Source organism: Nitrospira sp. Kam-Ns4a (assembly GCF_965152595.1).
The window spans coordinates 378,595-403,669 of the sequence record NZ_OZ224218.1; the positions used below are offsets into that span (position 1 = coordinate 378,595).

29 protein-coding genes and 2 tRNA genes are annotated in these 25,075 nt (G+C 66.3%); 18 read left to right on the forward strand and 13 right to left on the reverse strand.

The annotated features are described in order from the left end of the window. Nucleotides 1-17: 17 nt before the first annotated feature. From ACWHYQ_RS01840 to xerD, 3 genes are all read right to left on the reverse strand, one after another. Nucleotides 18-96 (reverse strand) — tRNA-Asp (locus ACWHYQ_RS01840). 166 nt (nucleotides 97-262) lie between these two features. Further along, nucleotides 263-338: transfer RNA gene (locus ACWHYQ_RS01845), tRNA-Val, on the reverse strand. A gap of 89 nt (nucleotides 339-427) precedes the next feature. Next, the gene (gene xerD / locus ACWHYQ_RS01850) at nucleotides 428-1,417 is read right to left on the reverse strand and encodes a site-specific tyrosine recombinase XerD (RefSeq protein WP_447974066.1); all 990 of its coding nucleotides are present in this window, start codon (nucleotides 1,415-1,417) and stop codon (nucleotides 428-430) included. Nucleotides 1,418-1,600: 183 nt separating this feature from the next. Between xerD and ACWHYQ_RS01855 the strand changes: the two genes are divergently transcribed. Continuing rightward, a complete protein-coding gene (locus tag ACWHYQ_RS01855) occupies nucleotides 1,601-3,586 on the forward strand; it encodes a penicillin-binding protein activator (RefSeq protein ID WP_447974067.1) in 1,986 nt (661 codons plus the stop codon). Nucleotides 3,587-3,627: 41 nt separating this feature from the next. Beyond that, nucleotides 3,628-4,644 carry a tryptophan--tRNA ligase gene (gene trpS, locus ACWHYQ_RS01860; RefSeq protein ID WP_447974068.1) on the forward strand — a complete coding sequence of 339 codons (1,017 nt, stop codon included), beginning with the start codon at nucleotides 3,628-3,630 and terminating at the stop codon, nucleotides 4,642-4,644. Nucleotides 4,645-4,786: 142 nt separating this feature from the next. On the opposite strand, the gene ACWHYQ_RS01865 is transcribed toward trpS, so the two are convergent. Further along, nucleotides 4,787-5,059, reverse strand: a complete 273-nt coding sequence (locus ACWHYQ_RS01865; protein WP_447974069.1) for a hypothetical protein — start codon at nucleotides 5,057-5,059, stop codon at nucleotides 4,787-4,789. Between the two features lie 204 nt (nucleotides 5,060-5,263). On the opposite strand from ACWHYQ_RS01865, the gene ACWHYQ_RS01870 reads away from it, so the two are divergent. The 8 genes from ACWHYQ_RS01870 (at nucleotide 5,264) to secG (ending at nucleotide 9,796) form a co-directional block, all read left to right on the forward strand. Further along, on the forward strand, nucleotides 5,264-5,428 hold the full coding sequence (locus ACWHYQ_RS01870; RefSeq protein WP_447974070.1) for a hypothetical protein: 165 nt from the start codon (nucleotides 5,264-5,266) through the stop codon (nucleotides 5,426-5,428). A 112-nt stretch (nucleotides 5,429-5,540) separates the two neighbouring features. Continuing rightward, nucleotides 5,541-5,696, forward strand: a complete 156-nt coding sequence (locus tag ACWHYQ_RS01875; RefSeq protein ID WP_447974071.1) for a hypothetical protein — start codon at nucleotides 5,541-5,543, stop codon at nucleotides 5,694-5,696. Nucleotides 5,697-5,779: 83 nt separating this feature from the next. Beyond that, nucleotides 5,780-5,932 (forward strand): hypothetical protein, encoded by a 153-nt coding sequence (locus ACWHYQ_RS01880; protein ID WP_447974072.1) that lies wholly within the window; start codon nucleotides 5,780-5,782, stop codon nucleotides 5,930-5,932. Beyond that, entirely contained in the window at nucleotides 5,929-6,084 is a 156-nt protein-coding gene (locus tag ACWHYQ_RS01885) for a transposase family protein (protein WP_447974073.1), read from the forward strand. Before ACWHYQ_RS01880 ends, ACWHYQ_RS01885 begins: the two co-directional genes overlap by 4 nt. 228 nt (nucleotides 6,085-6,312) lie before the next feature. Then, nucleotides 6,313-7,317 (forward strand): type I glyceraldehyde-3-phosphate dehydrogenase, encoded by a 1,005-nt coding sequence (gap, locus tag ACWHYQ_RS01890; protein WP_447974074.1) that lies wholly within the window; start codon nucleotides 6,313-6,315, stop codon nucleotides 7,315-7,317. Nucleotides 7,318-7,395: 78 nt separating this feature from the next. Continuing rightward, nucleotides 7,396-8,601: a phosphoglycerate kinase gene (locus ACWHYQ_RS01895; RefSeq protein WP_447974075.1), complete on the forward strand. Its 1,206-nt coding sequence runs from the start codon at nucleotides 7,396-7,398 to the stop codon at nucleotides 8,599-8,601. 44 nt (nucleotides 8,602-8,645) lie between these two features. Continuing rightward, complete coding sequence (gene tpiA, locus ACWHYQ_RS01900) at nucleotides 8,646-9,416, forward strand: triose-phosphate isomerase (protein ID WP_447974076.1); 771 nt, start codon at nucleotides 8,646-8,648, stop codon at nucleotides 9,414-9,416. Nucleotides 9,417-9,433: 17 nt separating this feature from the next. After that, nucleotides 9,434-9,796, forward strand: a complete 363-nt coding sequence (gene secG, locus ACWHYQ_RS01905; protein ID WP_447974077.1) for a preprotein translocase subunit SecG — start codon at nucleotides 9,434-9,436, stop codon at nucleotides 9,794-9,796. Nucleotides 9,797-9,818: 22 nt separating this feature from the next. Here the strand turns inward: secG and ACWHYQ_RS01910 are convergent, their stop codons facing one another. Both ACWHYQ_RS01910 and ACWHYQ_RS01915 read right to left on the reverse strand, forming a co-directional pair. After that, complete coding sequence (locus ACWHYQ_RS01910) at nucleotides 9,819-10,733, reverse strand: branched-chain amino acid transaminase (protein ID WP_447974078.1); 915 nt, start codon at nucleotides 10,731-10,733, stop codon at nucleotides 9,819-9,821. A 103-nt stretch (nucleotides 10,734-10,836) separates the two neighbouring features. Next, a complete protein-coding gene (locus ACWHYQ_RS01915) occupies nucleotides 10,837-11,304 on the reverse strand; it encodes an Lcl C-terminal domain-containing protein (RefSeq protein ID WP_447974079.1) in 468 nt (155 codons plus the stop codon). Nucleotides 11,305-11,478: 174 nt separating this feature from the next. Between ACWHYQ_RS01915 and rplU the strand changes: the two genes are divergently transcribed. Then, nucleotides 11,479-11,793 (forward strand): 50S ribosomal protein L21, encoded by a 315-nt coding sequence (rplU, locus tag ACWHYQ_RS01920; RefSeq protein ID WP_447974080.1) that lies wholly within the window; start codon nucleotides 11,479-11,481, stop codon nucleotides 11,791-11,793. A 19-nt stretch (nucleotides 11,794-11,812) separates the two neighbouring features. Continuing rightward, a complete protein-coding gene (gene rpmA / locus ACWHYQ_RS01925) occupies nucleotides 11,813-12,076 on the forward strand; it encodes a 50S ribosomal protein L27 (protein ID WP_447974081.1) in 264 nt (87 codons plus the stop codon). Nucleotides 12,077-12,106: 30 nt separating this feature from the next. Here rpmA and ACWHYQ_RS01930 read toward each other — a convergent pair whose 3' ends face one another. Then, on the reverse strand, nucleotides 12,107-15,178 hold the full coding sequence (locus ACWHYQ_RS01930) for an aminotransferase class III-fold pyridoxal phosphate-dependent enzyme (protein WP_447975505.1): 3,072 nt from the start codon (nucleotides 15,176-15,178) through the stop codon (nucleotides 12,107-12,109). A gap of 243 nt (nucleotides 15,179-15,421) precedes the next feature. Between ACWHYQ_RS01930 and obgE the strand changes: the two genes are divergently transcribed. The 6 genes from obgE (at nucleotide 15,422) to bioB (ending at nucleotide 21,155) form a co-directional block, all read left to right on the forward strand. Beyond that, entirely contained in the window at nucleotides 15,422-16,444 is a 1,023-nt protein-coding gene (gene obgE / locus ACWHYQ_RS01935) for a GTPase ObgE (RefSeq protein ID WP_447974082.1), read from the forward strand. Beyond that, the gene (proB, locus tag ACWHYQ_RS01940) at nucleotides 16,426-17,547 is read left to right on the forward strand and encodes a glutamate 5-kinase (protein ID WP_447974083.1); all 1,122 of its coding nucleotides are present in this window, start codon (nucleotides 16,426-16,428) and stop codon (nucleotides 17,545-17,547) included. The genes obgE and proB overlap by 19 nt, the downstream gene beginning before the upstream one ends. Before the next feature lie 92 nt (nucleotides 17,548-17,639). Continuing rightward, the gene (gene nadD / locus ACWHYQ_RS01945; protein ID WP_447974084.1) at nucleotides 17,640-18,326 is read left to right on the forward strand and encodes a nicotinate-nucleotide adenylyltransferase; all 687 of its coding nucleotides are present in this window, start codon (nucleotides 17,640-17,642) and stop codon (nucleotides 18,324-18,326) included. 16 nt (nucleotides 18,327-18,342) lie between these two features. Next, on the forward strand, nucleotides 18,343-18,732 hold the full coding sequence (rsfS, locus tag ACWHYQ_RS01950) for a ribosome silencing factor (RefSeq protein ID WP_447975506.1): 390 nt from the start codon (nucleotides 18,343-18,345) through the stop codon (nucleotides 18,730-18,732). A 3-nt stretch (nucleotides 18,733-18,735) separates the two neighbouring features. After that, on the forward strand, nucleotides 18,736-20,133 hold the full coding sequence (locus ACWHYQ_RS01955; RefSeq protein ID WP_447974085.1) for a tetratricopeptide repeat protein: 1,398 nt from the start codon (nucleotides 18,736-18,738) through the stop codon (nucleotides 20,131-20,133). Nucleotides 20,134-20,159: 26 nt separating this feature from the next. Next, nucleotides 20,160-21,155 carry a biotin synthase BioB gene (gene bioB, locus ACWHYQ_RS01960; RefSeq protein WP_447974086.1) on the forward strand — a complete coding sequence of 332 codons (996 nt, stop codon included), beginning with the start codon at nucleotides 20,160-20,162 and terminating at the stop codon, nucleotides 21,153-21,155. Nucleotides 21,156-21,370: 215 nt separating this feature from the next. Here bioB and ACWHYQ_RS01965 read toward each other — a convergent pair whose 3' ends face one another. From ACWHYQ_RS01965 to ACWHYQ_RS01990, 6 genes are all read right to left on the reverse strand, one after another. Next, the gene (locus ACWHYQ_RS01965) at nucleotides 21,371-22,111 is read right to left on the reverse strand and encodes a PaeR7I family type II restriction endonuclease (protein ID WP_447974087.1); all 741 of its coding nucleotides are present in this window, start codon (nucleotides 22,109-22,111) and stop codon (nucleotides 21,371-21,373) included. 9 nt (nucleotides 22,112-22,120) lie between these two features. After that, nucleotides 22,121-23,116 carry a DNA-methyltransferase gene (locus ACWHYQ_RS01970; protein WP_447974088.1) on the reverse strand — a complete coding sequence of 332 codons (996 nt, stop codon included), beginning with the start codon at nucleotides 23,114-23,116 and terminating at the stop codon, nucleotides 22,121-22,123. 83 nt (nucleotides 23,117-23,199) lie between these two features. Next, nucleotides 23,200-23,418: a DUF2283 domain-containing protein gene (locus ACWHYQ_RS01975; protein WP_447974089.1), complete on the reverse strand. Its 219-nt coding sequence runs from the start codon at nucleotides 23,416-23,418 to the stop codon at nucleotides 23,200-23,202. Further along, the gene (locus ACWHYQ_RS01980; RefSeq protein WP_447974090.1) at nucleotides 23,415-23,657 is read right to left on the reverse strand and encodes a hypothetical protein; all 243 of its coding nucleotides are present in this window, start codon (nucleotides 23,655-23,657) and stop codon (nucleotides 23,415-23,417) included. Before ACWHYQ_RS01980 ends, ACWHYQ_RS01975 begins: the two co-directional genes overlap by 4 nt. A 110-nt stretch (nucleotides 23,658-23,767) precedes the next feature. Further along, a complete protein-coding gene (locus ACWHYQ_RS01985; protein WP_447974091.1) occupies nucleotides 23,768-24,652 on the reverse strand; it encodes a restriction endonuclease in 885 nt (294 codons plus the stop codon). Between the two features lie 135 nt (nucleotides 24,653-24,787). Beyond that, complete coding sequence (locus ACWHYQ_RS01990; protein WP_447974092.1) at nucleotides 24,788-25,072, reverse strand: tyrosine-type recombinase/integrase; 285 nt, start codon at nucleotides 25,070-25,072, stop codon at nucleotides 24,788-24,790. Nucleotides 25,073-25,075: the final 3 nt, after the last annotated feature.

Sequence of the window (25,075 nt, forward strand, 5' to 3'; positions counted from 1 at the left end):
CTTGCGCAGGGGAGCAATGGCGGGGCCGACGGGATTTGAACCCGCGACCTCCAGATTGACAATCTGGCGTCCTAAACCAGGCTGAACGACGGCCCCATAACAGGCAAGATAAAGCGTTCGGGATCAGCGCGTCCGGCTCGCCACGGCGGGCCGGGAAGAAGACACGATCACATGAATCAGAGAAAGACTGCGCTCTGCGCTCACAGAGGCACGACCGGGTCGGAGCCCCAACCGGAACCTGCGTCCGCGCCAACCGCGCCGCTGGTAGGCGGAACAGGGATCGAACCTGTGACCTCTGCCTTGTAAGGGCAGCGCTCTCCCCACTGAGCTATCCGCCCGAAACCCTTGCCTTCCAAAAGCTTGCACATCCTAACAAGTCCGCCTGTGCTTGTCAACCGCAGCGGCCGGGTCGTCACCCCGCCGACGATCACCGCATCGGACGGGAAAGCCGGTCGGCGGGGCGGCTCGCACGCTTTCGGGGAAACAGCCGCTCGTGGAGGCGCTTGAGGCGCTCCCGCTCGACGTACGTATAGATCTGCGTGGTCGAGATGCTCGCGTGCCCGAGCATCGCCTGCACCGCGCGCAAGTCGGCGCCGCGCTCCAGCAGGTGGGTCGCGAAGGAATGCCGGAGCATGTGCGGGGAGATGCGTCGCAGCACCCCGGCGCGGCGCGCCCGCGCGCGGAGCAGTTTCCAGAACCCCTGCCGGGTCAGCCGACGGCCGAGCCGCGTGACGAAGAGGCTGGAGGACGACCGGTGCCTGAGCAACCGCGGGCGCGCCTGGTCCAGGTACGTACGGAGCCTCGCCTTCGCCTCGTCCCCGATCGGCACGACCCGCTGTTTGCTCCCCTTCCCGACCGGCAACACGTAGCCGACCTCCAGATTCACCTGCGACAGCTCCAGCCCGACCAGCTCCGACACCCGAAGCCCGGTTGCGTAGAGCAGTTCCAGCATCGCCGCGTCGCGGACGTCCTCGGGGCGGGCGCCGGCGGGACTGTCGAGCAGCCGCGCGACCTCCGCCTGCGTGAGCGTCTTCGGCAGGCGCGACCACCGCCGCGGTGCGCTGAGCCCGTCCAGGGGATTCTCGCCGACCAATCCCTCCTGGCGGAGGAACCGGTAGAAGCCGCGCAAGGCCGCCAGGCACCGCGCGGTGGAGGTCGGCGAGAGCCGTGCCCGCCGCAAGTAGGCGAGGAGCCCGGGGGTCGCGGCGCGGGTGAGCGCGGCGGGGTCGTCCTGCCCGGTCGAGACCAGGTAGGCGCGCAGCTTGTCGAGGTCCCGCCGGTAGGCCTCGATGGTGTTCCGCGAGAGGCCGCCCGCGACGCGGAGGTCGGCGAGATACCGGTCCACCAGCGCGTCCAGGCGCGAGGGCTCGCGCGCCAGGCGGCGCGCCTCCTGCGGAGCTCGTGGCGGCGCATTCATGGCTCGGTTCGACTCGGGTCTCCTGCGTAGGGGTGCGAGGCGCGCAGGTCGCCGCCACTATAGCGGAGCGCGGTCCGGAACACAACCGCAGGGACGCAGGGGCTCGGCGCAACCTTGACACCTCTCGCCCCCCTTGCCTATAGTAGCCAAGATTTCATCGAGCGCCCGCGATGACGGGAGACCATGCCCAGCTCAACGTTACGACAGCGGCGTGTCCAGTCCACGTCCGCGTGGGCGCTGCTCGTCCTGCCCGCAATCCTCTTCGCGCCCTCTGAATCCTGGGCAGCGGCGACGCTCGCCGCCGCCCAACCATCCGAACGCGCCGAACGGGCTGAGCCGACGGCCCCGACCCAGTCGCCCCACCCTGCGGCTCCGACGCGCGCCATCGAGCAAGCCAAGGCCCTCCTCGACGCCCGTCAGCAGGACGCGGCGATCAGTCTGCTGAAAAAATTCCTGGAGGCCAATCCGCGGTCCGAGGACCTGGACGACGCCTATCTGCTCCTGGGAGCTGCGTTGAACGCCCGCAAAGACTACGCGGAGGCCGCCGCCGTCCTCAAGGCGCTGCTCACCGAATTCCCAGGCTCGGAACTGGCGCCCCGGGCGCGGGTGCAGCTCGGCCTCGCCCTGGCCAGCTCGGAGCGCTACGACGAGGCGCTCGCCGTGCTGGCTGAGGCTCGGACGGCGACGACGGAGCCGGCGCTGTTGCGGGAGATCCTGAAGACCATCGGCGACGTTCAGCTCAAGAAGGGCGAACCGCTCCGCGCGATCCAGGCCTGGAAAGAAGAGGCGCAGGGGGCGCCCACGGAGGAAGAGCCCACGATCCGCGACCGCATCCGCACCCTCGTCCAGCAGATGGACAAGAAGACTCTGGGGCATGTGCGGGACGCCTACCCGTCGGAGTATCCGGGCGATCTGGCCCTCATCCGCCTGATCGAGCTGCATCAGGCGCAGGGTGACGACTTCTTCGCGGAACGGCAGATCCGCCTGTTCCTGAACCGGTTCCCGTCGCATCCCTATGCGGCCACGGCCGCGGACCTGCTGCGGTCTTTCAAGGCCAGGGCTAAGGCGAGCCAGCACGTGCTCCTGGCTGTCCTGCCCCTTTCCGGCCGCCTGGCCCCCTACGGCATGGAGGCGCTCAACGGCATCCGGATCGCGCTCGACCGCACCAAGGACGTCCCTGGCATGCCCTCGATCGGGCTCGTCGTCAAGGACAGCGAAAGCGACCGGGCGTCCCTGCGGGCGGAGCTGGCGGACCTGCTCGCCGAATACCGGCCGCTCGCGGTCATCGGGCCGCTCCTCTCGCGCGAGCTCGCGTCGGTGGCGGGCCTGGCCGAGCAGGCGGAGGTCCCGTTCATCACGCCGGGCGCCACGCTCGCCGACGTGCGCCGGTATGGCACCTACCTGTTCAGCACGGCCGTGACGTTCCCCCTCCAGGCGGACCGTATGGCGGCCTACGCCATGAACGCGCTAGGCTATCGCCGCTTCTGCGTCCTCTACCCGGAGAGCGCCTACGGCCAGGAGCTCGCCCGCCTGTTCAGCCAGGAGGTCCGGCAACGAGGCGGCGAGATCATCGCGATGGAGTCCTACAAGGAGACGGACACGGACTTCGGGCCGCAGATCCGCCGGATCAAGGAGGTAGACCTCCGGAAGTACGGCACGGCCGAGACCACGACGACGAGCAAGGGGCTGCCTCGGGTGCTCTACCAACCGGGCTTCGACGCCGTGTTCGCCCCGGGCGACGCCCGGCAGATCGCCTTGATCGCCCCGCAGCTCCAGTTCTACGACATCAAGGTGCCGCTCCTGGGGAGCGTCGGCTGGAACACGCCGGACTTCCTGCGGATCGCCGACCGGTCGGTCGAGGGGAGCCTCTTCGTGGATGGGTTCTTCCTCGACAGCCCGTCTCCGCCGATCCGCGAGTTCGTGGACCGGTACCGGCAGCGCTACCGCGCGAACCCGACGCTCTTCTCTGCCCAGGCCTACGACGCGGCGCGGCTGGTGCTGGAGGCGATCCAGCGCGGCGCCACCTCAGGCCGGGCGATCCGGGACTCGTTCATGCGGGACGAGTGGCCGACGCTCGGCGGCCCCGCCCGGTTCGGACCGGACGGCGCGCTCCACCGGCGGCTCTTCGTGATTCAAGTCAGGCAGGGCCGGTTCATCCAAGCCGACTAGCGCGCGTGGATGACGGTGCTTCAACAAAGAGGATCGAGCCCATGACCCCACCGGCACGGCAACGAGTCCTGAGCGGCATGCGCCCCACCGGCCCCTTGCACCTGGGGCACTTGCTGGGGACACTCGACAACTGGGTGGCGCTACAGCGCGCCTACGACTGCTACTTCTGCGTCGCCGACTGGCACGCTCTGACCACCAGTTACGAGGATACGGGCCGGATCAAGGACTACACGCGCACGGTGCTGACCGACTGGCTGGCCGCGGGCCTCGATCCGAACCGATCCACGATTTTCATCCAGTCGCACGTCCCGGAGCACGCCGTCCTGCATCTCCTGCTCTCCATGATCGTCCCCATTCCCTGGCTCGAGCGGAACCCGACCTATAAAGAGATGCAGGAGCAGCTCAAGGAGAAGGACCTGCACACGTATGGCTTCCTGGGCTACCCGGTGCTGCAAGCAGCCGACATTTTCCTTTATAAGGCCGAGTTCGTGCCCGTAGGCAGGGACCAGTTGCCGCACCTGGAGCTGACGCGCGAGATCGCGCGCCGGTTCAACAGCCTCTATCGGCCGGTGTTCCCAGAGCCCAAAGAGTTGCTCACCGAGTTCGCCAAGGTGGCGGGCACGGACGGACGAAAAATGAGCAAGAGCTACGGCAACACGATTGACCTGTCTGACCCGGAGCCGATGGTCCGGCAGAAACTCAAGACGATGGTCACGGACCCAGCGCGCGTCCGGCGGACGGACCCGGGCAACCCTGACGTCTGCCCGGTCTACGATTTCCATAAGATCTTCTCCACCCCGCAAGTCCTCGCGCAGGTGGACCGCGAGTGCCGGACCGCCGCGATCGGCTGCATCGACTGTAAGAAGCTCGTGGCGGACCGGATGGTGGAACGGCTGACGCCGATCTGGGAGGCGCGGGCGGCGCTCGAGGCGAAGCCCGGCCGGATCGAGGAGATCGTTGCGGAGGGAGACCAGCGCGCGACGGCCATGGCGCGGGAGACGCTGGAAGAGGTCAAGGAGGCGATGAAGATCGGGGCCGGGCTGGGATGGACGGGATGAGCCTGCTCAGGCTCATCCCGTCCATCCCAGCCCTTGAAGGAGCGCCTGGGGAGCAACGGCCGGAGCGCAACGCGGCCCCGCCCGAGGCCGCTCCAACAGCGAACCGGCCTATGTCACTCTGACGGAAAAAGGTTTGAGGGGGTTAAACAGAAGCCATCGGGGCTTCGATGGGGATGAGCCGCTTGTGGATGGGATCAACTCCAAGGGCAAGCGTTTCGAGTATGGTCGCGCCCAAGAGCACGAGCGAGCCCGGCCTGCTGCACAAGATTGTTGCGGTCTCAACACCGTTGCTCGCGATATCGGCCTTAGCCACGGGCACGACGTCCCTTGTGCCATCGGCGTAATAGACGGCCCGCGACCCCGACGGAACAATCCTGATCCGGCCAACCAAGTCTGACGGAACCTGCGTGAACATGGCCCCAGTGTCTACCAGCCCCTCTAGCTCAAGCTGCTGGGCTGGCCGGACCGGATGCCGGACACGAATTTGACGGAGAAGGTGCCCATAGCGACCTTGATTGTATTCTCCCCCTTGCCGCTGTCAAAAGCTTCCTGGCTGGACTCGTCCTCTGTAAGGGTATAAGAACTACGCATTCCAGCCTTTCACCCGATGAGGCAAGCCATGCCACGACTTGCTCCTGTCTTGTTGCTTCTTGCCCTTCCCCTCGCCATTCCCCTGCCCGCCCACGCCGACACCAAGGTCCTGACCGCCGAAGCGACCTACACGATGGGCGAAGGCGAGACCATGACCTTCGCCGAGGCCATGGCACTCCAGAAGGCCAGGTAGATCGCCCTGGAACAGGCCAGCACCTACCTTAAGTTACACGAAGGTCCAGCACTACCAGCTCACCGCCGACGAGATCCAAACCATCGCTGGCGGCATCCTGCAAGTCGAGGTCTTGGAGCAGAACCGCGAGCTGGTCGGCGACGGCGTGAAGTTCTTCGTGAAGATCAAGGCGACGGTCATGACCGACAAGGTGGCCGAACTCGCCGAGCGGATCAAAGGGAAGACCTTTCAGAGGAATACAAGAAGTTGCAGGAGGACACCAGTCTGAGTAAAGAAGGCTCTTCAAGAAATCGTGTGGGTAACTGACTGCGGTTGCGCTATGCTCGGGGCCCCGAAAGGAGGCGCCGAGCGATGTGGGACTTCGAACGCTCTCAAGCCGTGCTGGGGCTGCAGGCCCCGTGGACCGTGGCGAACGTCGAGCTGGATGTGACGGGGCAGCAGGTGACCGTCACCGTCGAGGCCGGCCCGGGGCCCTCTCCCTGCAGGCGAACCTCCCCCGCGTGAGCGGTCCGACCCATGGGGTCAAGCAGATCGCGGTGCCTTGGGCGGAGCCCGGCCGTCAGTTCCCCGCCTGGTTCGAGCGCCTGGCCATTGACTTGCTCCAGGCGTGCTCGGTCAAGGGGGGCGGCGGGGCTGCCGCGCATCACGTGGGATGAGGCCTGGGGCATCAAGAAGCGCGCCGTCGCTCGGGGGCTGAGCCGCTGAGCTTTGACCTAAAGATTGCGGAAGCCCCCGGCTCTTTGCCACAAAGACAATGCGCTCGGACGTTGTCGCGCGCTTCCCCTTCCGACGGGTTGACTTCTGTTCTTCGCCTGGGTACTATGCAACCCTCTTCGCCGGTCGGACAGGCGCCCGGCTTTTTTCTCACGGAGCATCACGCGCACATGGCGATTCGCATCGGGATCAATGGCTTCGGCCGGATCGGCCGGAACGTCTTTCGGGCCGCGCTCGGCGACCCAGACCTCGACTTCGTCGCGATCAACGACCTCACCGACGCCAAGACGCTCGCGTACCTCTTAAAATACGACTCGGTGCACGGCACCCTCCACGCCGATGTCCGCGCGCAGGAGGATGCTCTCGTCGTCAACGGGAAGACGATCAAGATCCTGGCCCGGAAGGACCCCAAGGAGCTCCCCTGGAAGGACCTCGGCGTGGAGCTGGTGATCGAGTCCACGGGCCGGTTCACGGACCGCGAAGGGGCGAGCCGCCACCTCTCGGCCGGCGCCGCGCGCGTGATCGTCACCGCGCCGGCCAAAGACCCGGACGTCACGATCGTGCTCGGCGTGAACGAGCAGAGCTACGACCCGCGCGCGCATACCATCATCTCCAACGCCTCCTGCACGACGAACTGCCTGGCGCCGGTCGCCAAGGTGCTCCTGGAGCACTTCGGCATCAAGCACGGATTGATGACCACGATCCATGCCTACACGAACGACCAGCAGCTTCTCGACCTGCCCCACAAGGACCTGCGCCGGGCCCGGGCGGCGGCGCTCTCGATGGTGCCGACGACCACCGGGGCCGCGAAGGCCCTGCACCTGGTGCTCCCGCAGCTCAAGGGCAAGCTGGACGGCATGGCCATCCGCGTGCCGACGCCGAACGTGTCGCTGGTGGACCTCACGGTCGAGGCCGAGCGGGACGCGGACGCCGCGGCGGTCAACGCCGCTTTCCGCCAGGCGGCGGAGGGCCCGCTGAAGGGGATTCTGCAGTACTCCGAGGAGCCGATCGTCTCCGTGGACCGGAACGGCGATCCCCACTCCGCCACCGTGGACGCGCCGCTGACCACGGTGCAGGACAAGCGCCTCATCAAGGTCATCGCCTGGTACGACAACGAGTGGGGCTACTCGTGCCGGGTGCGCGATCTCGTCAAGTTTCTCGTGTCGAAAGCGTAACGGAAGCAGCTTGATAGCCCCGCGGCGGTCGTCCGCTGGTGTCGCCGGACACGTGCCCGGGTGGAAGGCCGCGGACTTATGAACAACTATATCCGCAAGCGGACGATCGAGGACCTCCAGCTCTACAACAAGCGCGTGATCATCCGGGCAGACTTCAACGTCCCGCTCGACGACGCGAACCAGATCACGGACGATACGCGCATCCGTTCGACCCTACCCACGATCAACCGGGCCGTGGACGAGGGCGCCAAGGTCATCCTCTGCTCCCACCTCGGGCGCCCGAAAGGCCAGCCGAACCCCAAGCTCAGCCTCGCCCCAGTCGCCCGGCGGCTGCGGCGCCTCCTGGGGAAGGAAGTCGTCTTCGCACCGGACTGCATCGGGCCGGAGGTGGAGGCACTCGTTGCTCAGATGAAGCCGGGCGACGTGCTGCTGCTCGAGAACCTCCGCTTCCATCCCGAGGAGGAGCGGAACGACGAGACCTTCGCCCAAGCGCTCGCCTCGCTCGGGGATGTCTACATCAACGACGCGTTCGGGGCGGCTCACCGGGCCCACGCCTCCATCGTTGGCATCACCAAATACATCAAGGAGGCGGCGGCCGGGTACCTCCTCAAGAAGGAGATCGAGTACCTGCAGAACGCGGTGGCCGACCCCATGCGGCCCTTCGTGGCGATCCTCGGCGGCGCCAAGGTCTCCGGCAAGATTGACATCATCGAGAACCTGGGCAAGCGCGTGGACAAGGTCATCATCGGCGGGGGCATGGCCTTTACGTTCATCAAAGCCATGGGGCTGGAGATCGGCAACTCGCTCGTCGAGGACGACATGCTGGATTTCGCGCGCGGCGTCCAGGCGCACGCCTTCTCCCGCGGCGTGAAGTTCTACCTGCCCGTGGACTGCGTGGTCGCGCACAGTCTGGAGCCGGGCGCGGAGACGAAGATCGTCCCGATCCAAGAGATCCCGAAGGGCTGGTACGGGCTGGACATCGGCCCGGCGTCCGTCAAGCTCTTCAGCGAGGCGGTGCAGAACGCGAAGACCATTCTCTGGAACGGCCCGATGGGCATGTTCGAGGTGGACGCCTACTCGCGCGGGACGTTCGCGCTGGCGCACGCGGTCGCGAACGCCTACGCGCTGACCATCGTCGGCGGCGGCGATACGGCGCTGGCCGTACACCGCGCCGGCGAGTCGGAGAGTATGTCCTTCATCTCGACGGGCGGTGGCGCAGCGCTGGAGCTCCTCGAAGGCAAGGAATTGCCCGGCCTCGCGGCGCTGCCGGACCTGGCCGCCTGATTGAGCTTACCCACCCCGACGCCAGCCCTTCCCCGGAGGAGCCCGTGCGCCGGCGCCTGATCGTAGGCAACTGGAAAATGAACAAGCCGCCGTCAGAGGCGGCGGCGTTCGTGCGCCAGCTCGTCGAGCTGGTCCCTGCGAGGCTCTCGGTCGAGGTCGTCCTCGCGCCGCCGTTCACCGCGCTGCAGGCCGTCCGCGACGCCCTGCCCGCCAGCTCACCGTTCCAGCTCGGTGCGCAGAACCTCTTCTGGGAGGACCGGGGCGCTTACACCGGCGAGGTCTCGGCGCCGATGCTCGCAGACCTTGGCTGCCAGTACGTGATCCTGGGGCACTCCGAACGGCGGCGACATTTCGGCGAGACCGACGCGGGCATCAACAAGAAGGTCCGGGCCGCCCTGCGCCACGGGCTGCGGCCCATCCTGTGCGTCGGGGAATCGCTGGCCGACCGGGAGAACGATCGGATGGAGTGGGTCGTGACGACGCAGCTCACGCAGGGGCTCGCCGACCTGAGCAAGGATGAGGTCCGGACGGTGACCCTGGCCTACGAACCGGTCTGGGCGATCGGGACGGGCCGGGCCGCGACCCCCGAGCAGGCCGATGCCGTGCACCGGCTGGCGCGCAACCTGTTGGCGGAAACCTGGGGAGCCGAGGCCGGCGACACGGTGCGGATCCTCTACGGCGGGAGCGTGAGCCCGGAGAATATCGGCGGGTTCCTGGCCTCCTTCCATGTGGACGGCGCGCTGGTCGGGGGGGCTTGTCTGGACGCCCGGGCCTTTGCTAGAATCATCGCCGTTTCGCAGCCGGCGGCCCGCTAACCTGATCGGAGATCCGGATGTACACCCTCGCAGTCGTGATCCACATCATCGTCTGCTTTCTGATGATCGCCGCCATCCTACTCCAGGCAGGCAAGGGGGCCGAGATCGGCGCTGCCTTCGGGGGCTCCAGCCAGACGGTCTTCGGCAGCCGCGGACCCGGCACCTTCCTGAGCAAGGTGACGGTCGCCGCCGCCATCATTTTCATGCTCACGTCCCTGGGCCTGGCCGTCCTCTCGAAGGAGCGCACCTACTCTTCGACCGTCATTGACTTAAACAAGAAGGAGTCCTCCTCAGCTCCCGCCGCCCAGCACGACCCCGCCACGCACGAATCGTCCCGGCCCCCATCCGGCGAGCCGCAGCCGTCCCCCGCAAAGCCGTAACGAGAAGCTGAGGCCAAGGTCTTCAGACGCGCGTCAACCAAGCGGCGTGGGCAGGATCTTCGCCGCGGACGATCTGGAAGAAGGCCCTCTGCAACTCCGTCGTCACGGGGCCGGGCGCACCCGTCCCGACCGTGCGGCCGTCAATCTCGCGCACCGGCGTGACCTCCGCGGCAGTGCCGGTCAGGAACACTTCGTCGGCCACATACAACGCGTCGCGGGTGAAACGCTCCTCGACCACCGGGATGTTCCGCTCCCGGGCAAGCTCGATGACGGAGTTCCGGGTCACCCCTTCGAGGATGGAGGTGAGCGGCGTGGTGAGGAGCCTGCCACGGCGGACGAGAAAAATGTTCTCGCCCGTGCCTTCTGCGACATAGCCGTCCGGATCGAGCAGAATCCCCTCGTCGTAGCCGTCCGCCTTGGCCTCCTGCTTGGCCAGGATGGAGTTCACGTAATAGCCGGAGACTTTCGCACGGGTCATCGTGACGTTCACGTGGTGGCGCGCGAAGGATGACACCCGGGCCCGGATCCCCGTGGTCAGCGCCTCTTCGCCGAGATAGGTGCCCCAGCGCCACGCGGCGATCGCGACCCGGATCGGATTGGCGCCCGGATACAGCCCCATCGCGCCGTAACCGATGTACACGAGCGGCCGGATGTAGCAGGCGTCGAGCCGATTTACGCGCACGGTCTCGATGATCGCGTCGGTGATCTGCTTCTTGTCGAAGGGGATCTTGAGGTTCGTGATGTGGGCGGATTCGAACAGGCGGTCCACGTGCTCAGGGAGACGAAAGATCGCACTCCCGATCTTCCCCTTGTAGCAGCGGATCCCTTCGAAGGCGGCGAGCCCGTAGTGGAGCGAATGGGTGAGAACGTGGACGGTCGCTTCCTCCCACTTGACGAAGGAGCCGTCCATCCAGATCTTCTCGCTCGGCTGGAGCATCGTGGTCCCGCGCCGGCCACTATAGCAGCGGCTTCGAAGGATCGTCAAGCAACTGCGGGCGGGATCGCCGGGCGCCGCCCTGCGACACGACCGGGCGCGACGTTCACTTCGCGCCGCTCTTCACGGGCACACCAAGCACGCACCAGATGCGCCGCGTCTGGGACTTCTGTTCGGTGGCAGCTTCCCCGCTGAAGAAGCTCACATGCCAGGCCACGATCTCGTCCTTCTCCGAGGGCGTCGCCGACCAGTACACGGCGGACCGAATGTTGGTGAACGGATGGCCCTGGGGCAGCGCAGGGTCTCGCTGGTCCGGGTCCACCAGCGTTTTCAGCTCCTCGACCGTCGGCGCGCGCCAGCCCTTCTGGCCGCCGATCGTCTTGCCGGCGCAGCGCGCGATCGCCGCGCCCCACACCTCGTGCGCCGCGTCCGGCTCCCGTTCCCAGACGAGCCCGGTGCGATTGTCCTTGACCGCGGCGCCGTCGAAGACGAGGGTGAAGCGCTCCTCCGCAGCCAGGGCGGCATTCCCCAAGAACACGGACAGGCTGAGAACGAGGACCACGGTGTCGCGCATGGTTGGGTTCCTCCGGTACAGCGGGTGAAGAGAACCGTATGGTAGAGCCGCTGGCGCCGCCGCTGCAACTCTCGCGTCGGAGCCTCCAGCCGGCAGGCCGTCGGCGCAGGGCCGCGCGCTTGACAGCCCGGACAGGGCCGTGATACATAAGCCCGCTCTCTTCAAGGAGGCCCCATGTACGCGATCGTCGAGACCGGGGGCAAGCAGTATCGGGTCGTGCCCGGTCAGGTGCTCAAGGTCGAGAAACTCCCCGGCGAAGTCGGCGGGATGGTCGAGCTGACCCGCGTCCTGCTCGTATCAGGGCAAGACGGCGTCGTGATCGGACGCCCCCAGGTCGAGCGCGCGCGCGTCACCGCGGAGATCGTGGCTCAGGGCCGCGCCCGGTCCATGATGATCTTCAAGAAGAAGCGGCGGAAGAACTACCGGCGGACCAAGGGCCACCGGCAGCCTTTTACGCAAATCCGCATCACCGACATCGTCACGGCGTAAGCAGCGAGGGACAGCAGCCATGGCATCCAAAAAAGGTGGCGGGTCGTCACGGAACGGGCGGGACAGCAATCCCCAGTACCTCGGCGTGAAGGCCTACGGCGGCGAGCGCGTCAAGGCAGGCGCCATCATCGTCCGGCAACGCGGGACCAAGTTCCATCCCGGCTTCAACGTCGGCCTGGGCCGCGATCACACCCTGTTCGCCCGGATTTCCGGCGTGGTCAAGTTCGAAGGCGGCGACGCCCGGCCGAGGGTCAGCGTCTATCCCCCCCAGCAGACTTCCTGAGGCGGGCCTCCCGGCCCCTGCATCCTCCCTTCACCGTTCGGCCCGCAGGGCTCTGAGGCGCGGTTCGCTCAGCACGCGGTCGAGTGCAGCGGTGAGCCAATCCGCGTCCCCCTTCGTGAAGCACATGGGCGGCTTGATCTTGAGGACGTTGTGCGCGAGGCCGTCGGTGCCCACCAGGACGCCGTAGTCCTTGAGCCGCTCGGCCACGTAGGCCGCTTCTCTGCCCGCCGGTTCCCGCATCTCCCGATCCCGGACCAGTTCCACGCCCAGGAACAGTCCCGTGCCGCGAACGTCCCCGATCCACGGGTGCCGCGCCATCAGGCAGCGGAGCGCATCGGTCAGATAGGCGCCGACCGCGAGCGCGTGCCGCTGCAGTCCCTCCCGCTCGATCACATCCAACACCGCCAGGCCGACCGCGCAAGACACCGGATTGCCGCCGAACGTGTTGAAGTACTCCATCCCCTGATGGAAGGAGGCGGCAATCTCCGGAGTCGTCACGACGGCGCCGATCGGATGGCCGTTCCCCATCGGCTTGCCCATCGTCACGATGTCCGGTACGACGCCCTGGGTCTCAAAGCCCCAGAAATGCGTGCCGACCCGGCCGAACCCGACCTGCACCTCGTCGGCGATGCAGACCCCGCCCGCCTCCCGCACGAATCGGAACGCCGCCGCCAGGTAGCCTGGCGGCGGGACGATCTGCCCGCCGCAGCTCGGCAGAGACTCACACAGGAAGGCTGCCACCCGCCGGCCGGCGCGTCCGATGCGCCTGACAGCCTCCCCCACGTGCGACGCGTACCGGGGGCCGGCGTCCCGCGCCTCGCGGTAAGGCCCGCGGTAGCAGTCCGGCAGGGGCACCGTCTGGACATGCGGCGCGGCGCCGTCCCCCCCCGGTCCCGCAAACTTGTAGTGGCTGAGGGCCACGAGCGTCCCCGTGTTGCCGTGGTAGCCCCCTTCCACGACGATGTAGTCCGTCCCCTTCGTGTGGGCCCGTGCCAGGCGCAGGGCCAGCTCGTTCGCCTCGCTGCCGGAACAGACGAAGTAGCAGACTCGCAGTGGCGCCGGCAGGGTCGCGACCAGGCGCTCCGCGTACTCGACGAGCAAATCGTGCACATACCGGGTGTTCGTGTTGAGCCGAGCCATCTGCCGGCGCGCCGCCTCGACGACGGCGGGATGGCCGTGGCCGACGTGGGCTACGTTGTTGGTCGCGTCCAAGTACCGACGGCCCAGATGGTCATAGAGGTACTGTCTCGCTCCCTGCACAAGCATCACGGGCCGCTCGTAGGAGACGCGCAGGTTGGGCCCCAGGAACCGCCGGCGCGCCTCCAGGACGGCGTCGGGGCTCCGGCCACGCGGCGCCGCGACGACGTCGGGGATCTGCGCGATCAGGTTTGGATTGGGACAGAGGTTCAGCCAGAGCGCGCGGTCCCGCTCCGCGCAGACGCCGGGAAACGTCCCAGCGTGGTCCAGCAGGTCGGTGATCAGTTGAACGTGCAAGTGCGGCGGCCAGCCTCCGTTCACGGCGGAGTTGCCGACTCTCCCGATGCGAGCTCCCTTCGCGACGGCCTGGCCGGCACGTAGGCCATCCAGGGACTCGCGGTCCAGGTGCCCGTAGAGCGTGAAGAATTCGAGCCCGGGCTCCGGCTCGTGCCGGAGGATGACGGTCGGGCCATAGTCCCCCGGTGCGCTGTTATTGCGAAAGCTGTGCACCGTGCCCGCCAGCGGCGCGAGAATCGGCGCACCCGGCGCCAGGTTGAGGTCGAGCCCCAGGTGCACCGTCCGCCATTCCTCCACCTCGGTCCCAGGGGGCTGGTAGTCCTCTCCCAAGTAGATCAGGCGCGGCTCGTCGTAGCGCCCGATGCCCAACCCGCCGCCGGCCTCCTGGACCCGCCGGTCAAGGGCGGCCCGCATGGCCTTCGGATCGGCCGGGTCGGGCACATCAAGAAGGTCGGTGCCGCTGGGGGCCAGATCAAAGGGTACCGGCTTCTGCCGCCGCACGTCCGGCTCGGTCAGCGGCCCGATGGCTTCCCGGTGCATCTCCAGCCAGCGCACGACCGCTCCAGTCCTCGGGCAGGGCGAGAGCCCGCAGGCGCGGCGGAGCGCGTAGTGGAGCAGGCGCGGGCTGATCCCGGCAAGCCGGACCAGAGCCGCCCAGGCCGGTCCCTCGGACACGGTTAGGTAGGGGTTGTCGGGACGGCGCTGCCGGCCGACCGCCGACAGGGCCACGCTCACGCAGAGCCGCATGGGGATCAGGGCGGGCAGCAGCTCCATCTCCGCTTCGGACAGGGGGTTGACGCGATGGTAGCCACCGACCACCTGGGCGGCGGCGAACACGGGGTCGGTCTTCCCGAGCAGCGCGTAGGCGGCGCAGACGGCCACCTCGAAGAGCAGGCAGGACTCAATCAGGTCCCCGAAGTCCAGCAACCCGGTCGCTTCGCCGCCCGCGCGATCGAGCCCGGTGACCAGCACGTTGTAGTCGTTCCCGTCGTGATGAATGACGCTGGTCCGCAGGCCGGACAGCGCCGGCTCGACCGCTTCGACGAACCGTCGGTGGAACCGCTCGACGAGGGCGCGCCGGTCGGGATCGGCGAGGTGCGCCAGGTTGGCGGCGACCACCGAGCCGGCCCGCCTGAGATCCCACGGGATCTCCCGCTTGAGCGCCGGGTGGGAAAAGCTGGCCAGGCCCAGGTCCAGCCGTCCGAACAGCGCGCCCACGCTTCGCAACAGTCCGGGGCTGTGCGGAGCAACCTCCACGAGCAGGTGGCCGGGCACGTAGGTCAGCACGCGGACGAAGTGGCTCGTGCCGGAGGGGCCGGCCACCGTGATGATTGGCTCGCCGGCCGGGGTCTCCCGCACACGCGGGCACCGCACGGCGGGCACGTGGCGGGCCACGTGCTCGAGCGCCGCGTTCTGCGCCTCGAGCACCGCGCGGGATTCCGCCGCGTTGGCGATCTTGAGGACGTACTCGGGCCCGGCGGCTGTCTCGAGCAGAAAGTTCTGGTCCCGCTCGCTCGGCAGCGGCTGCGCCCGAGCTGCGATCCCATACCGGTCTCGGGCGATCGCGACCGCGTCGGCAACGGTCAGTTGCGGCGTGGGATCAACCATCGTGGTCACGGCGCCAGGCTTCTCCCGGAGTGCGATCATCTCCCAAAGCGGCGGGCCTTCGCAAGGGGTGCGGGTCAAGACGCCGGCTGCAGGCCCCTGCGCCGGCCGCAGGCCCCTGCGCCGGCCGCAGGCCCCTGCGCCGGCCGCAGGCCCATTTGCCATCCCAGCAGGTGAAAGTTATACTGTCGCCCCACGGTGAGGAACCCCAGGGCGGTTCCAACCTGGCAAGCTGCGAGCGGGACGATGCTCTTCGTTGACGAGGTCCGGATCTTCGTGAAGGCGGGCGACGGCGGGAGTGGGGTGTGTTCATTCCGGCGGGAGAAGTACGTGCCGCGCGGCGGCCCGGACGGGGGCGACGGCGGAAACGGCGGAAGCGTCGTCCTGGTCGCCTCGCACCGGCTCACGACGCTGCTGGACCTGCGCTATCAGCAGCACTACCAGGCCAAGTCCGGCGCGCCCGGAGAGGGGAGCAACCGCCATGGCAAGACGGCGCCCGACGTGGTGATCCCCGTCCCCGTCGGCACGATCGTCCGCGACGACGAGACCGGGGAAGTCCTCGCCGACCTGACCGAGGACGGTCAGTCCTGTGTCGTGGCCCGCGGTGGGCGCGGTGGGCGCGGGAACGCCCACTTTGCCACGCCGACGAACCGCGTCCCGACGCGCGTCGAGCCCGGCACGCCCGGCGAGGAGCGCTGGCTCCGGCTGGAGCTGAAGCTGCTCGCTGACGTGGGGCTCGTCGGCTTGCCGAACGCCGGCAAGTCCACGCTGATCGCGGCCGTCTCGGCCGCCCGGCCCAAGATCGCAGACTACCCCTTCACGACACTCACGCCGAACCTCGGGGTGGTCTCCTGGGCCGAGGACCGGAGCTTCGTCGTCGCGGATATCCCGGGGGTGATCGAGGGCGCGCACGAAGGCAAGGGGCTGGGGCTCCAGTTCCTCCGGCACATCGAGCGGACCTCCTTCCTGCTCATCTTGGTGGACGTCTCGGAATGGGCCGCCGCGGATCCCGTGGCGAGCCTCGAGACCCTGCGGAAGGAGCTGGCCGCGTACGACGCCGCGCTGGCCGAGAAGCCCTTCGCGGTCGTGGGCACGAAGCTGGACATTGCCGATCCGGCCCGGTTGGAGAAGCTCCGGTCGTACTGCAAGCGGAAGCGGCTCCAGTGCTTCGCGGTCTCGGCGGCCGCGCGCCAGGGGCTGGACGAGCTGATCAGGTTCACCGGCCAGCAGGTTGACGCCTTGAGGGCGCCGTGCGCGACCAGATCCTGAGCCAGGTCAAGCGGCTGGTCGTCAAGATCGGGAGCAGCCTGGTGGCTTCCCGCGACGCCGGGCTGCGGCCGGACCGCATCGAACGCCTCGCCGAGGACATCACCGCGCTCAAGCGGGAGGGGCGCGCCGTCCTGATCGTGTCCTCGGGCGCGATCGTCTCTGGAATCAAGAAGCTGGGGCTCCCGAACTACCCCAAGAGCCTGCCGGTCAAGCAGGCAGCCGCGGCCGTCGGCCAGAGCCGCCTCATGTGGGCCTATGAGAAGGCCTTCGAGCGGCTTCACCAGCAGGTCGCGCAGATTCTGCTGACGCATCAGGACCTCGCCGACCGCCGCCGGTTCTTAAACGCCCGCCACACGCTGACCGCGCTGCTAGACTTCGGCGTGATCCCGGTCATCAACGAGAACGACACGGTCGCCGTGGACGAGATCCGGTTTGGCGACAACGACCAGCTCGCGGCGGAGGTCGCCCATCTCGTGGACGCCGACCTCCTGGTGATCCTGTCCGACGTGGAGGGGCTCTACACGGAGGATCCCCGGAAGAACCCGCAGGCCGCCCTGGTCCCACTGGTAGCCGACATCACCGAGGAGGTCGAGGACCAGGCCGGCACCGCGAGCAGCTTCGAGGGAACCGGCGGGATGGCGAGCAAGATCAAGGCCGCCAAGAAGCTCGCCGCGTTCGGCGTGCCGACGCTCATCGTCAACGGCCAGCGGCCGGGCCTCCTGCCCGCAGTCTTCGGGGGGACCGAGGCCGGGACGCTCATCTTGCCCAAGTCCCGCCGGTTCAGCAGCCGCAAGCACTGGATCGCCTACACCTTGCGGCCGAAGGGCACGCTGACGCTGGACGACGGCGCGGTGGAGGCGCTGAGCCAGCGCGGCAAGAGCCTGTTGGCTTCGGGCATCGTCGCGGTGGCGGGCGTCTTCGGCCCCGGCGACGCGGTGAGCTGTGCCGACCGGCACGGGAAGGAGTTCGCCAAGGGGCTCGTGAACTTCTCCTCGGAAACCCTGAGCCGGATCAAGGGCCTCAAGACCGCCGAGATCAGGAAAGCGATCGGCCAGCAGGAGTATGACGAGGTGATCCATCGGGACAACCTGGTGATTTTATAGCGGGCCGCGAAGAGCGAATGGTCAAGAGCTCCGAGGTCCTTGTTCGGTCTGCAGGCGGCTCACGGCTCGCTGTGAGCTGCTCGCTGTGATCTATGCGTATCGGCCTCTTCGGTGGCACCTTCAATCCCATTCACCGGTGCCACCTGCGCGTCGCCGCCGAGACCCGCGACCGGCTCAAGCTCGATCAGGTCCTCTTTATTCCCTCCGGTGATCCTCCCCACAAGCCGGCCGGCGACCTGGCCCCGGTCCGGCACCGGGTCGAAATGGTGCGGCTCGCGATCGCCGGGGAGCCGTCTCTGGCGCTCTCCGAGATCGAAGCCCGACAGACGATGAAGTCCTACTCGATCGCCACCGTCCAGACGCTCCGGCAGACGTTGCCCGCGGACAGTCAGCTCTTCTTCATCGTGGGGCTCGATGCCTTTCTCGAGTTTCCAACCTGGCGGGAGGCCGCCCGGCTGCGCGAACTCTGCCATTTCGCGGTGATCTCCCGGCCCGGCTCCCTGTTCCGGTCCCTGGCCGGCCTAGCGCTGCTCCCGCCGCTGGACCCGGCCGCGCTCGCCGCCCTAGACGCCGGAACGCGCGACCGGCTCGACCTCCCACTCACGCCCGAGACCAGCCTCACCCTGCTCCGGCTCCCCCCCTGTGAGCAGTCGGCTTCGGAGATCAGGAGCCGGGTGAAACGCGGGCTCAGCATCTCATCCCTGTTGCCGGCCTCGGTGGAATCCTATATAATTCGACACAACTTATATCAGGAGGGAACCGATCGTACCGGACTCTAAGGCGAAAGCCCTCACCATCGCCGCCGCGACCCTCGAGAAGAAGGCCGATGACGTCCTGGTGCTGCATGTTGCCAAGCTGACCTCCGTCGCCGACTATCTGGTCCTGTGCTCCGGGGAGTCCGAGCGTCAGGTGCGAGCGATCGCGGAGCACGTGGACAGCACGCTGTCCCGACGACGCATCCCTCCGCTGAGCATCGAGGGTCTCACCTCCGCTCAATGGATCTTGATGGATTTCGGGGACGTGATCGTTCACGTGTTCAAGTCCGACGTGCGCGAGCATTACGCGCTGGAGAAGCTGTGGGCCGACGCGAGACGGGTGCGCCTGCCGATCCAGGGGCCGCCCCCGGCGCCCGCCCCCGTGCGCACGCCCGTGCGCCGGTCCGCCCGCTCGCGGAATCAGGGGTAGCCGATGCTCCGGTTCATCATCACCTTGTTCCTGATCATCGGAGCCAGCTTCATCTACGTCTACTTCCATGAGCTCAACCCCGAGACAATCACCTTCCGCACCAGCCCCACGACCGCCTTCGAGATCGGCACCGTCTCGCTCATCCTGCTCTCCATAGCGGCGGGGGCGCTGGCGGTGACCCTGCTGGTAGGCGTGCGCGAGACCAAGCACTTCATCCTGAACTGGCGCAGCGCCCGGCTCCGCCGGCGCGAGGAGCGGGTAGAGGCCCTCTACCGCGAGGGCACCCACGCCTACCTCTCAAAGCGCACGGCCGAGGCCATCGGCCTGTTCCAAAAGGCGCTCGCGCTCGACCCCAACCACATTGACTCGCTCCTGTGGCTGGGGAACATCTACCGCTCGGAACACAACTACCAGGAGGCCATCCGCCTGCACCGCACCGCGCGCAGCCTCGACGAGCGCAACGTCGAGGTCCTGCTCGCTCTGGCGAAGGATCTCGAGGGCGCGAAGCGGTTCGAGGAGGCCCTGCAGACGCTCCAGGAGATCCTGCGGCTGGACCAGGGCAACCTCACCGTGCTGCTCCGCAAGCGCGACCTGTACATCCGGCTGGAGAAATGGGCGGACGCCCTCGACATCCAGCATCGGCTCATGAAGGTCAAGCTCTCCGAGCCGGACCAGCGCGCCGAGACCCAGATGCTTGTAGGGATCCTGTACGAAGTCGGGCGCCAGTTCCTGGAGCGCGGCCACCCCGACAAGGCACGCCCCTACTTCCGCGGAGCCATCAAGCGCGACAAGAACTTCCTCCCCGCCTACATCGGCCTCGGCGAAATCCTGATCCACGAGGGCAAGACCAAGAACGCGGCGGAGATCCTGGAGAAGGTGTACAAGAAGACGGGGAACATCATTATCCTCCATCGCCTGGAGGAGCTATGCCTGGAGATGGGGGAGCCAGGCGAGATCATCCGGATCTACCAGGAGGCCCTCCAGCGCGATCCGCACAACGCCGTGCTGAAGTTCTACCTGGGCAAGCTCTACTACCGGCTCGAGATGATCGACGACGCCTTCGACCTCCTCCAGACGCTGGAGGGCCCCCAGGACCAGATGGCCGACTACCACAAGATCATGGCAAACCTGTACTTGCGGAAGCAGCAGATGGAGGAGGCCGTCCGGGAGCTCAAGAAGGCGCTCGGGTTCAACAAGCGCGTGGTCGTGCCCTACGTCTGCAGCGCCTGCCAGGCAGAGGCGGCGGGTTGGTCTGGGCGCTGCCACCGCTGTGGCCGCTGGAACACCTTGGTCGCACTGCCGTGGGTGGACACCGCCCGGCCAGAGGCCCACCGAGACGAGCCGGTGGCGACGCCGTCCGTCCCCTACCATGGCCTGGCCTCGCCCTTCGAAACGGTCTGACCAGTCCTTCACACGGAGACAACGCCATGCCTGACTTTCAGGGATTCGCCGACAAAGCGCTGCGCGACGAGGTCTTGACGCACGGCGAGTGCCGCGCCGTGCTGAACGCCCCCGACGAGCGCCTGCTGGAGTTGCTGGACGCAGCGTTCAAGGTGCGGGCGCGCTACTTCGGCCGCAAGGTGCGGCTCCAGATGCTGCTGAACGCCAAGAGCGGCGCCTGCCAGGAGGACTGCCACTACTGCTCGCAGTCCGCCGTGTCCACCGCGGAGATCGAGCGGTACGGGTTGCTGCCGAAGGAGCGGATGATCGAAGGGGCTCGCCGGGCGGCCGCCGCGAAGGCGCAGCGGTACTGTATCGTCATTAGCGGGCGGAGCCCGCTGGACCGCGAGGTCACCGAGATCGGCGAGGCGGTCCGCGCGATCAAGCGCGAGATTCCGATCCAGGTCTGCTGCTCGCTGGGCCTGCTCGACGAGGACCAGGCCCGCCGGCTCAAAGCGGCCGGCGTGGACCGCATCAACCACAACCTGAACACGAGCGAAGCCTACCACGGCGAGATCTGCACGACCCACACGTTCGGCGACCGGCTACGGACGATTCAGCACGCGCGGGCGGCCGGGCTGGAGATCTGCTCGGGAGGGATCATCGGCATGGGCGAACGCGACGAGGACGTCATCGATCTCGCTCTGGCGCTCCGAGAGGTGCAGCCGCACTCTATCCCGCTCAACGCCTTGCATCCGGTGCCGGGCACACCGCTGGCGCACTGCCGGCAGCTCACCCCGCAGCGCTGCCTCAAGGTCTTGTGCCTGTTCCGGTTCCTGCACCCGCGGACGGAGATCCGGGTGGCCGGCGGCCGGGAGTACAACCTCCGCTCGCTCCAGCCCCTCGCGCTCTACCCGGCCGACTCGCTCTTCGTCGGCGGCTACCTCACCACGCCGGGGCAACCCGCTCCGGAGGTGTGGCAGATGATCACGGATCTGGGGTTTGAACTCGAGGTGGAGTACAAGCAGCCAGTGGGGAACTGACACGTTTCGTTTCGAGACCCATCCTGGCCCACCACGGTTGGTCTTCCGGCCTATTCCCATGGGTACGCTCACCGACCCGCTGTCGAGCGGCCGGCCCTTCCTGATGCTCGACGATGGTGATTCTTTCTGACGCCGGTCCGTCCAACGCGCCGGTTCAGCGGCGGGCCGCGCAGCGGACCGTCAGGTTCATCCTGTTGTTGGACGGCTCTTCAGCTTCACATCCGCGTCCTGGAATAGGCGATGGCACGCGCTACAAGACTCTCTGCGAAATTCGCAAAGCGTAATTCCCGGCACGGTTCTGAGAATGCTCCATTCCGGCCGGCCTCGCTCGGAGACAGGATGAGACTGGCCGCGTCGTAGAGTCGCTCGCGCACCATCTTTGTGAGGAGGATCTCGTATCGCTTTGCGTACGAGGCATCGCGGAACTCATCAAACACGGGGAAGTGGGGCTGCGCCACGGCGATCGGGCGCATGGAGCCGGGGGCCTCCTCCAAGAGCATCATGTAGCCGAGCCATGGCCGTGGTGAGCCCTGGAAGGCACCCTCGCGGAAGGCGGCCCAGAAGTCGGTTGCGTTTCCAAGCGCCTCTTCGGTTCGGTTGTTGTAGTTGTTACCGAACGAAGGTCCTACCTGTGCCTTGAACTCCACGGTGGCGAGCAGGCGACCGTCCACGACAACGACAAGATCCCACTGCTTCTCTGCTCGGTAGTAGCCCGGCAGTTCAACCCGGCGGCGCCTGTGGACAGCGGTGTCGCTGACTCCAGCCTCCACAATCAGCTTTCGGATGAGATCGGCAAATCCGTCGAGGTGTGCCCCGCCTGTAACAGCGCTCCGCGCCCCTCGGTCCCGTTCTCCGGTCTTGCGACCCTGAGCCTTCGCCTGCCGTTCCCGGGTGCGCCAAAAGTGGCGAACGGCTCGCTGGATTTCCTGGACCAGATGATCATGGGTCCGCGCCATCGCTCACCGCTAGCGCTTATGGGTTTCCACGACGACGGAAGAGAAGAGTCCCGTGCTCTCATGCCTGATGCGTCGTTCAGCTAGATCAAAGTAATGTTCGTCCACCTCGCAACCAATGCTGTGGCGACCGCAACGCGCAGCCGCAGCGTTCGTGGTCCCTGTCCCCATAAAGGGGTCGAGCACTGTGTCACCCACGAAGCTGAACATCCGGATCAGCCGCTCGGCCAGCTCCATGGGATAGGGGGCGGGGTGCTCGCGCGTGGAAGCACCGGTCAATCCCGTCCAGATCTGCTGAAACCAGCGCTGGTAGTTCTCCATCGAGATCACGCTCAACACGCGCACGGAAACTGAAGGCTTGCGGTAGCCACCGGGCTTGCGCTGCATCAGGATAAATTCAATGTCGTTTTTGATAACAGCGTTTGGCTCGTAGGGCTTTCCGAGGAATCCCGCTGATCCGTTCTCGACCTCGTAGGCGGCGTTCGCGATCTTGTGCCAGATGATCGGCGCCAGGTTATCAAAGCCGATCCGTCTACAGTGCTCCTGGATGGACGCATGAAGAGGAACCACAGTATGCCGACCGTCGTTCTTCCGACGGGAGAGGCAAACGTCGCCGACCACGCAGATCAAACGGCCGCCAGGGACAAGGGCATCGAAACAGTGCTTCCACACCCGGTCGAGTTCGCGCAGGAATGTCTCGTAATCCGCGATCTCGCCGAGCTGTCCCGCGGAGTGGCGGTATCGCTTGAGGGTCCAGTAAGGAGGCGACGTGAGGACGAGGTGAACAGACCGTGGCGAGAGGTCTAACATTCTGGAATCGCACAGATAGAGCGCATGCCGTGTGGGAAGCGACCGAACGGCGTTGTCGATGAGGCTCAGCAGGCGGTGGTTCTTCGCAATAGCCGGAATGGCAGTCTGTGGGTCATGAAGCGACCGTAGCTCCTCGGGAACCCACCGGTCGAGGTCAGAACTGGAGTTCTCACGGTCGGTCGCGCGAACCCGGCTCATGGTCGTTACCGATGCCCCCGTTTCACCTGCCGTCCAACGCAAAGCTCAGCCGTCGCTGGAAGCCATCGGCCTGAAGCGCTGAGTTAGGCAGAAATAGTCTGCACAATCAGCGGCAGCCTGCTGAGTGTAAGCTGCTTCAGCTCGACCTTTCGGCTAGCATTGTCGATGTCGATACCCACAAGATGTCCTTCGGCATCGTAATCAAGAACAATGCCTTCAGAAATCTCCCGGCTTTCGACGCTTGGCCGCTCAGAAAGGTCAATATACAGCGAGTCGGTATCGGGATAATAATTGAGCTTCATGGTTTGAACCCTCTGTCTGGAAAAGCGTTGTGAATCGTCACCTTGTCTTCGAGGGTGATAACCCTCAATATCCGTCCCTCCAGTTCCTCGATGTGGCCCCAAAACCGGTACCGGTTCTTTTCCTGATGTTCACTTCTTATCGGGTTGTCTAGAACCCGAATGCACCACTCCCTCTTTAGGTACGGACGCTTCCGCAAAACTTCCTTCTCGAAATAGTCGGTAAACTTGTATCGGGCCATCAATCACACAATAGGGCTTTCTCATGCCACTGGCCAGCTTCTGCCTAACGCTCCGGATAACCTGCGGGTCGCGAAGCGGACCGGCAGGTTCATCCTGTTGTTAGACCGCATCATTCCTTCGGGATGAGGAAGTACACAGGTCGAATGGGTAGCAATCGTCGTTGCACTTCGGGGATCCGGTCGTAGTGCTCCACCCAGAGATCGAAGAGTCGTTTCAGATCGACGAGCATGATGCGTCGCTTCTCCTGGCGCCGCGTCTCGTCTTCCGCCTCGCGTGTAAATCCTCCGGTGGAGATGAAAAGCCCCACGTCTCCCTCCCCAAGGAGCGCGAGCAGCGACCGCACGTCGTTGATTGTCGTCCTGTCGCTCCGCCGCTTGACCTGAACCTTGATCCGAGGCCCCTGAATGCCGAGGGGGTCTGTGTGGGCAATGACGTCGATGCCCTTATCGGGGCCCGGGGGTGAAACCCACGCCACGTGGTAGCCCATTGCCCGAAGAAGGCCCGCGACGAGTTCCTGGAAATCGTACGCGTTCATCTGTTCCAAGTGTTCCTCGATCTCGGTCCACGCTGCTTCTTCCGCTTCTTCGAGGGTCGTCGCGGCGTCCGGTGAGCCTTCGTCCACAGGGGTCCCGGGTTCCTGAGTCTGCTCGGCCACCCACTCGCGGTACAGCCTTCCTGCTTCCTTCATGAACTGTTCCGGGTCCACAAACTGCTCGTACGCTCCGCGACCTGCATCTGTGAGTGTCCACAGGCCCTTGTTCTTCACCAACCATCCGGCCTTGACCGGGCCGATCGTGGAAAAGCGCACGATTTTCTCGTAGCGGCGAACGTCTGGGCGCCGCGGGTATGTGGTCTTCTCGAACTCGGTTGGCGGGACGGTCTCAACGAGTTTCTCGAGCACGACTTTCGCCGGTAGGCCCTCTGGGTGAGCCAAGAGCAGCTTGAACACACCCCGCACTAACTCTCCGCTTCGACGACGCGTTATCTCTGCCAAGTTCAGCCTCTCTTCGGTGGCACCGTGAACTGCGGCCTAACTATAGATTATGTGGTTCTGTATAAGACCCCGGATGGGTCCGACGGCAGTATAAGCCCCCGTCGGGTTCCCCGCAATAGAGCTGCGCAAACTAGCCTATGAGATATGGCTTTTCCTCGGCGGAGCCTTATCCGTGGGAATCTTATCGGGTTCCGCATAAGACCCCTGGTCAGTTCTGGCCGAGATGGTTCGAATGTCATAGCCGTCCTCAAGCACGTGTGTGGCAAATAAGTGGCGGAACGTGTGGCAGGTGGCGTGCGTGGCGATCCCCGCCTTGCGGACGGCGTCCTTGCCAGCACGCTGGACGGCGGACTCATGGATGTGATGGCGTCCCTGTTCGCCGGTCTGGTGATTCACCCACCGGTGTGCGGCGGGGAACACGTA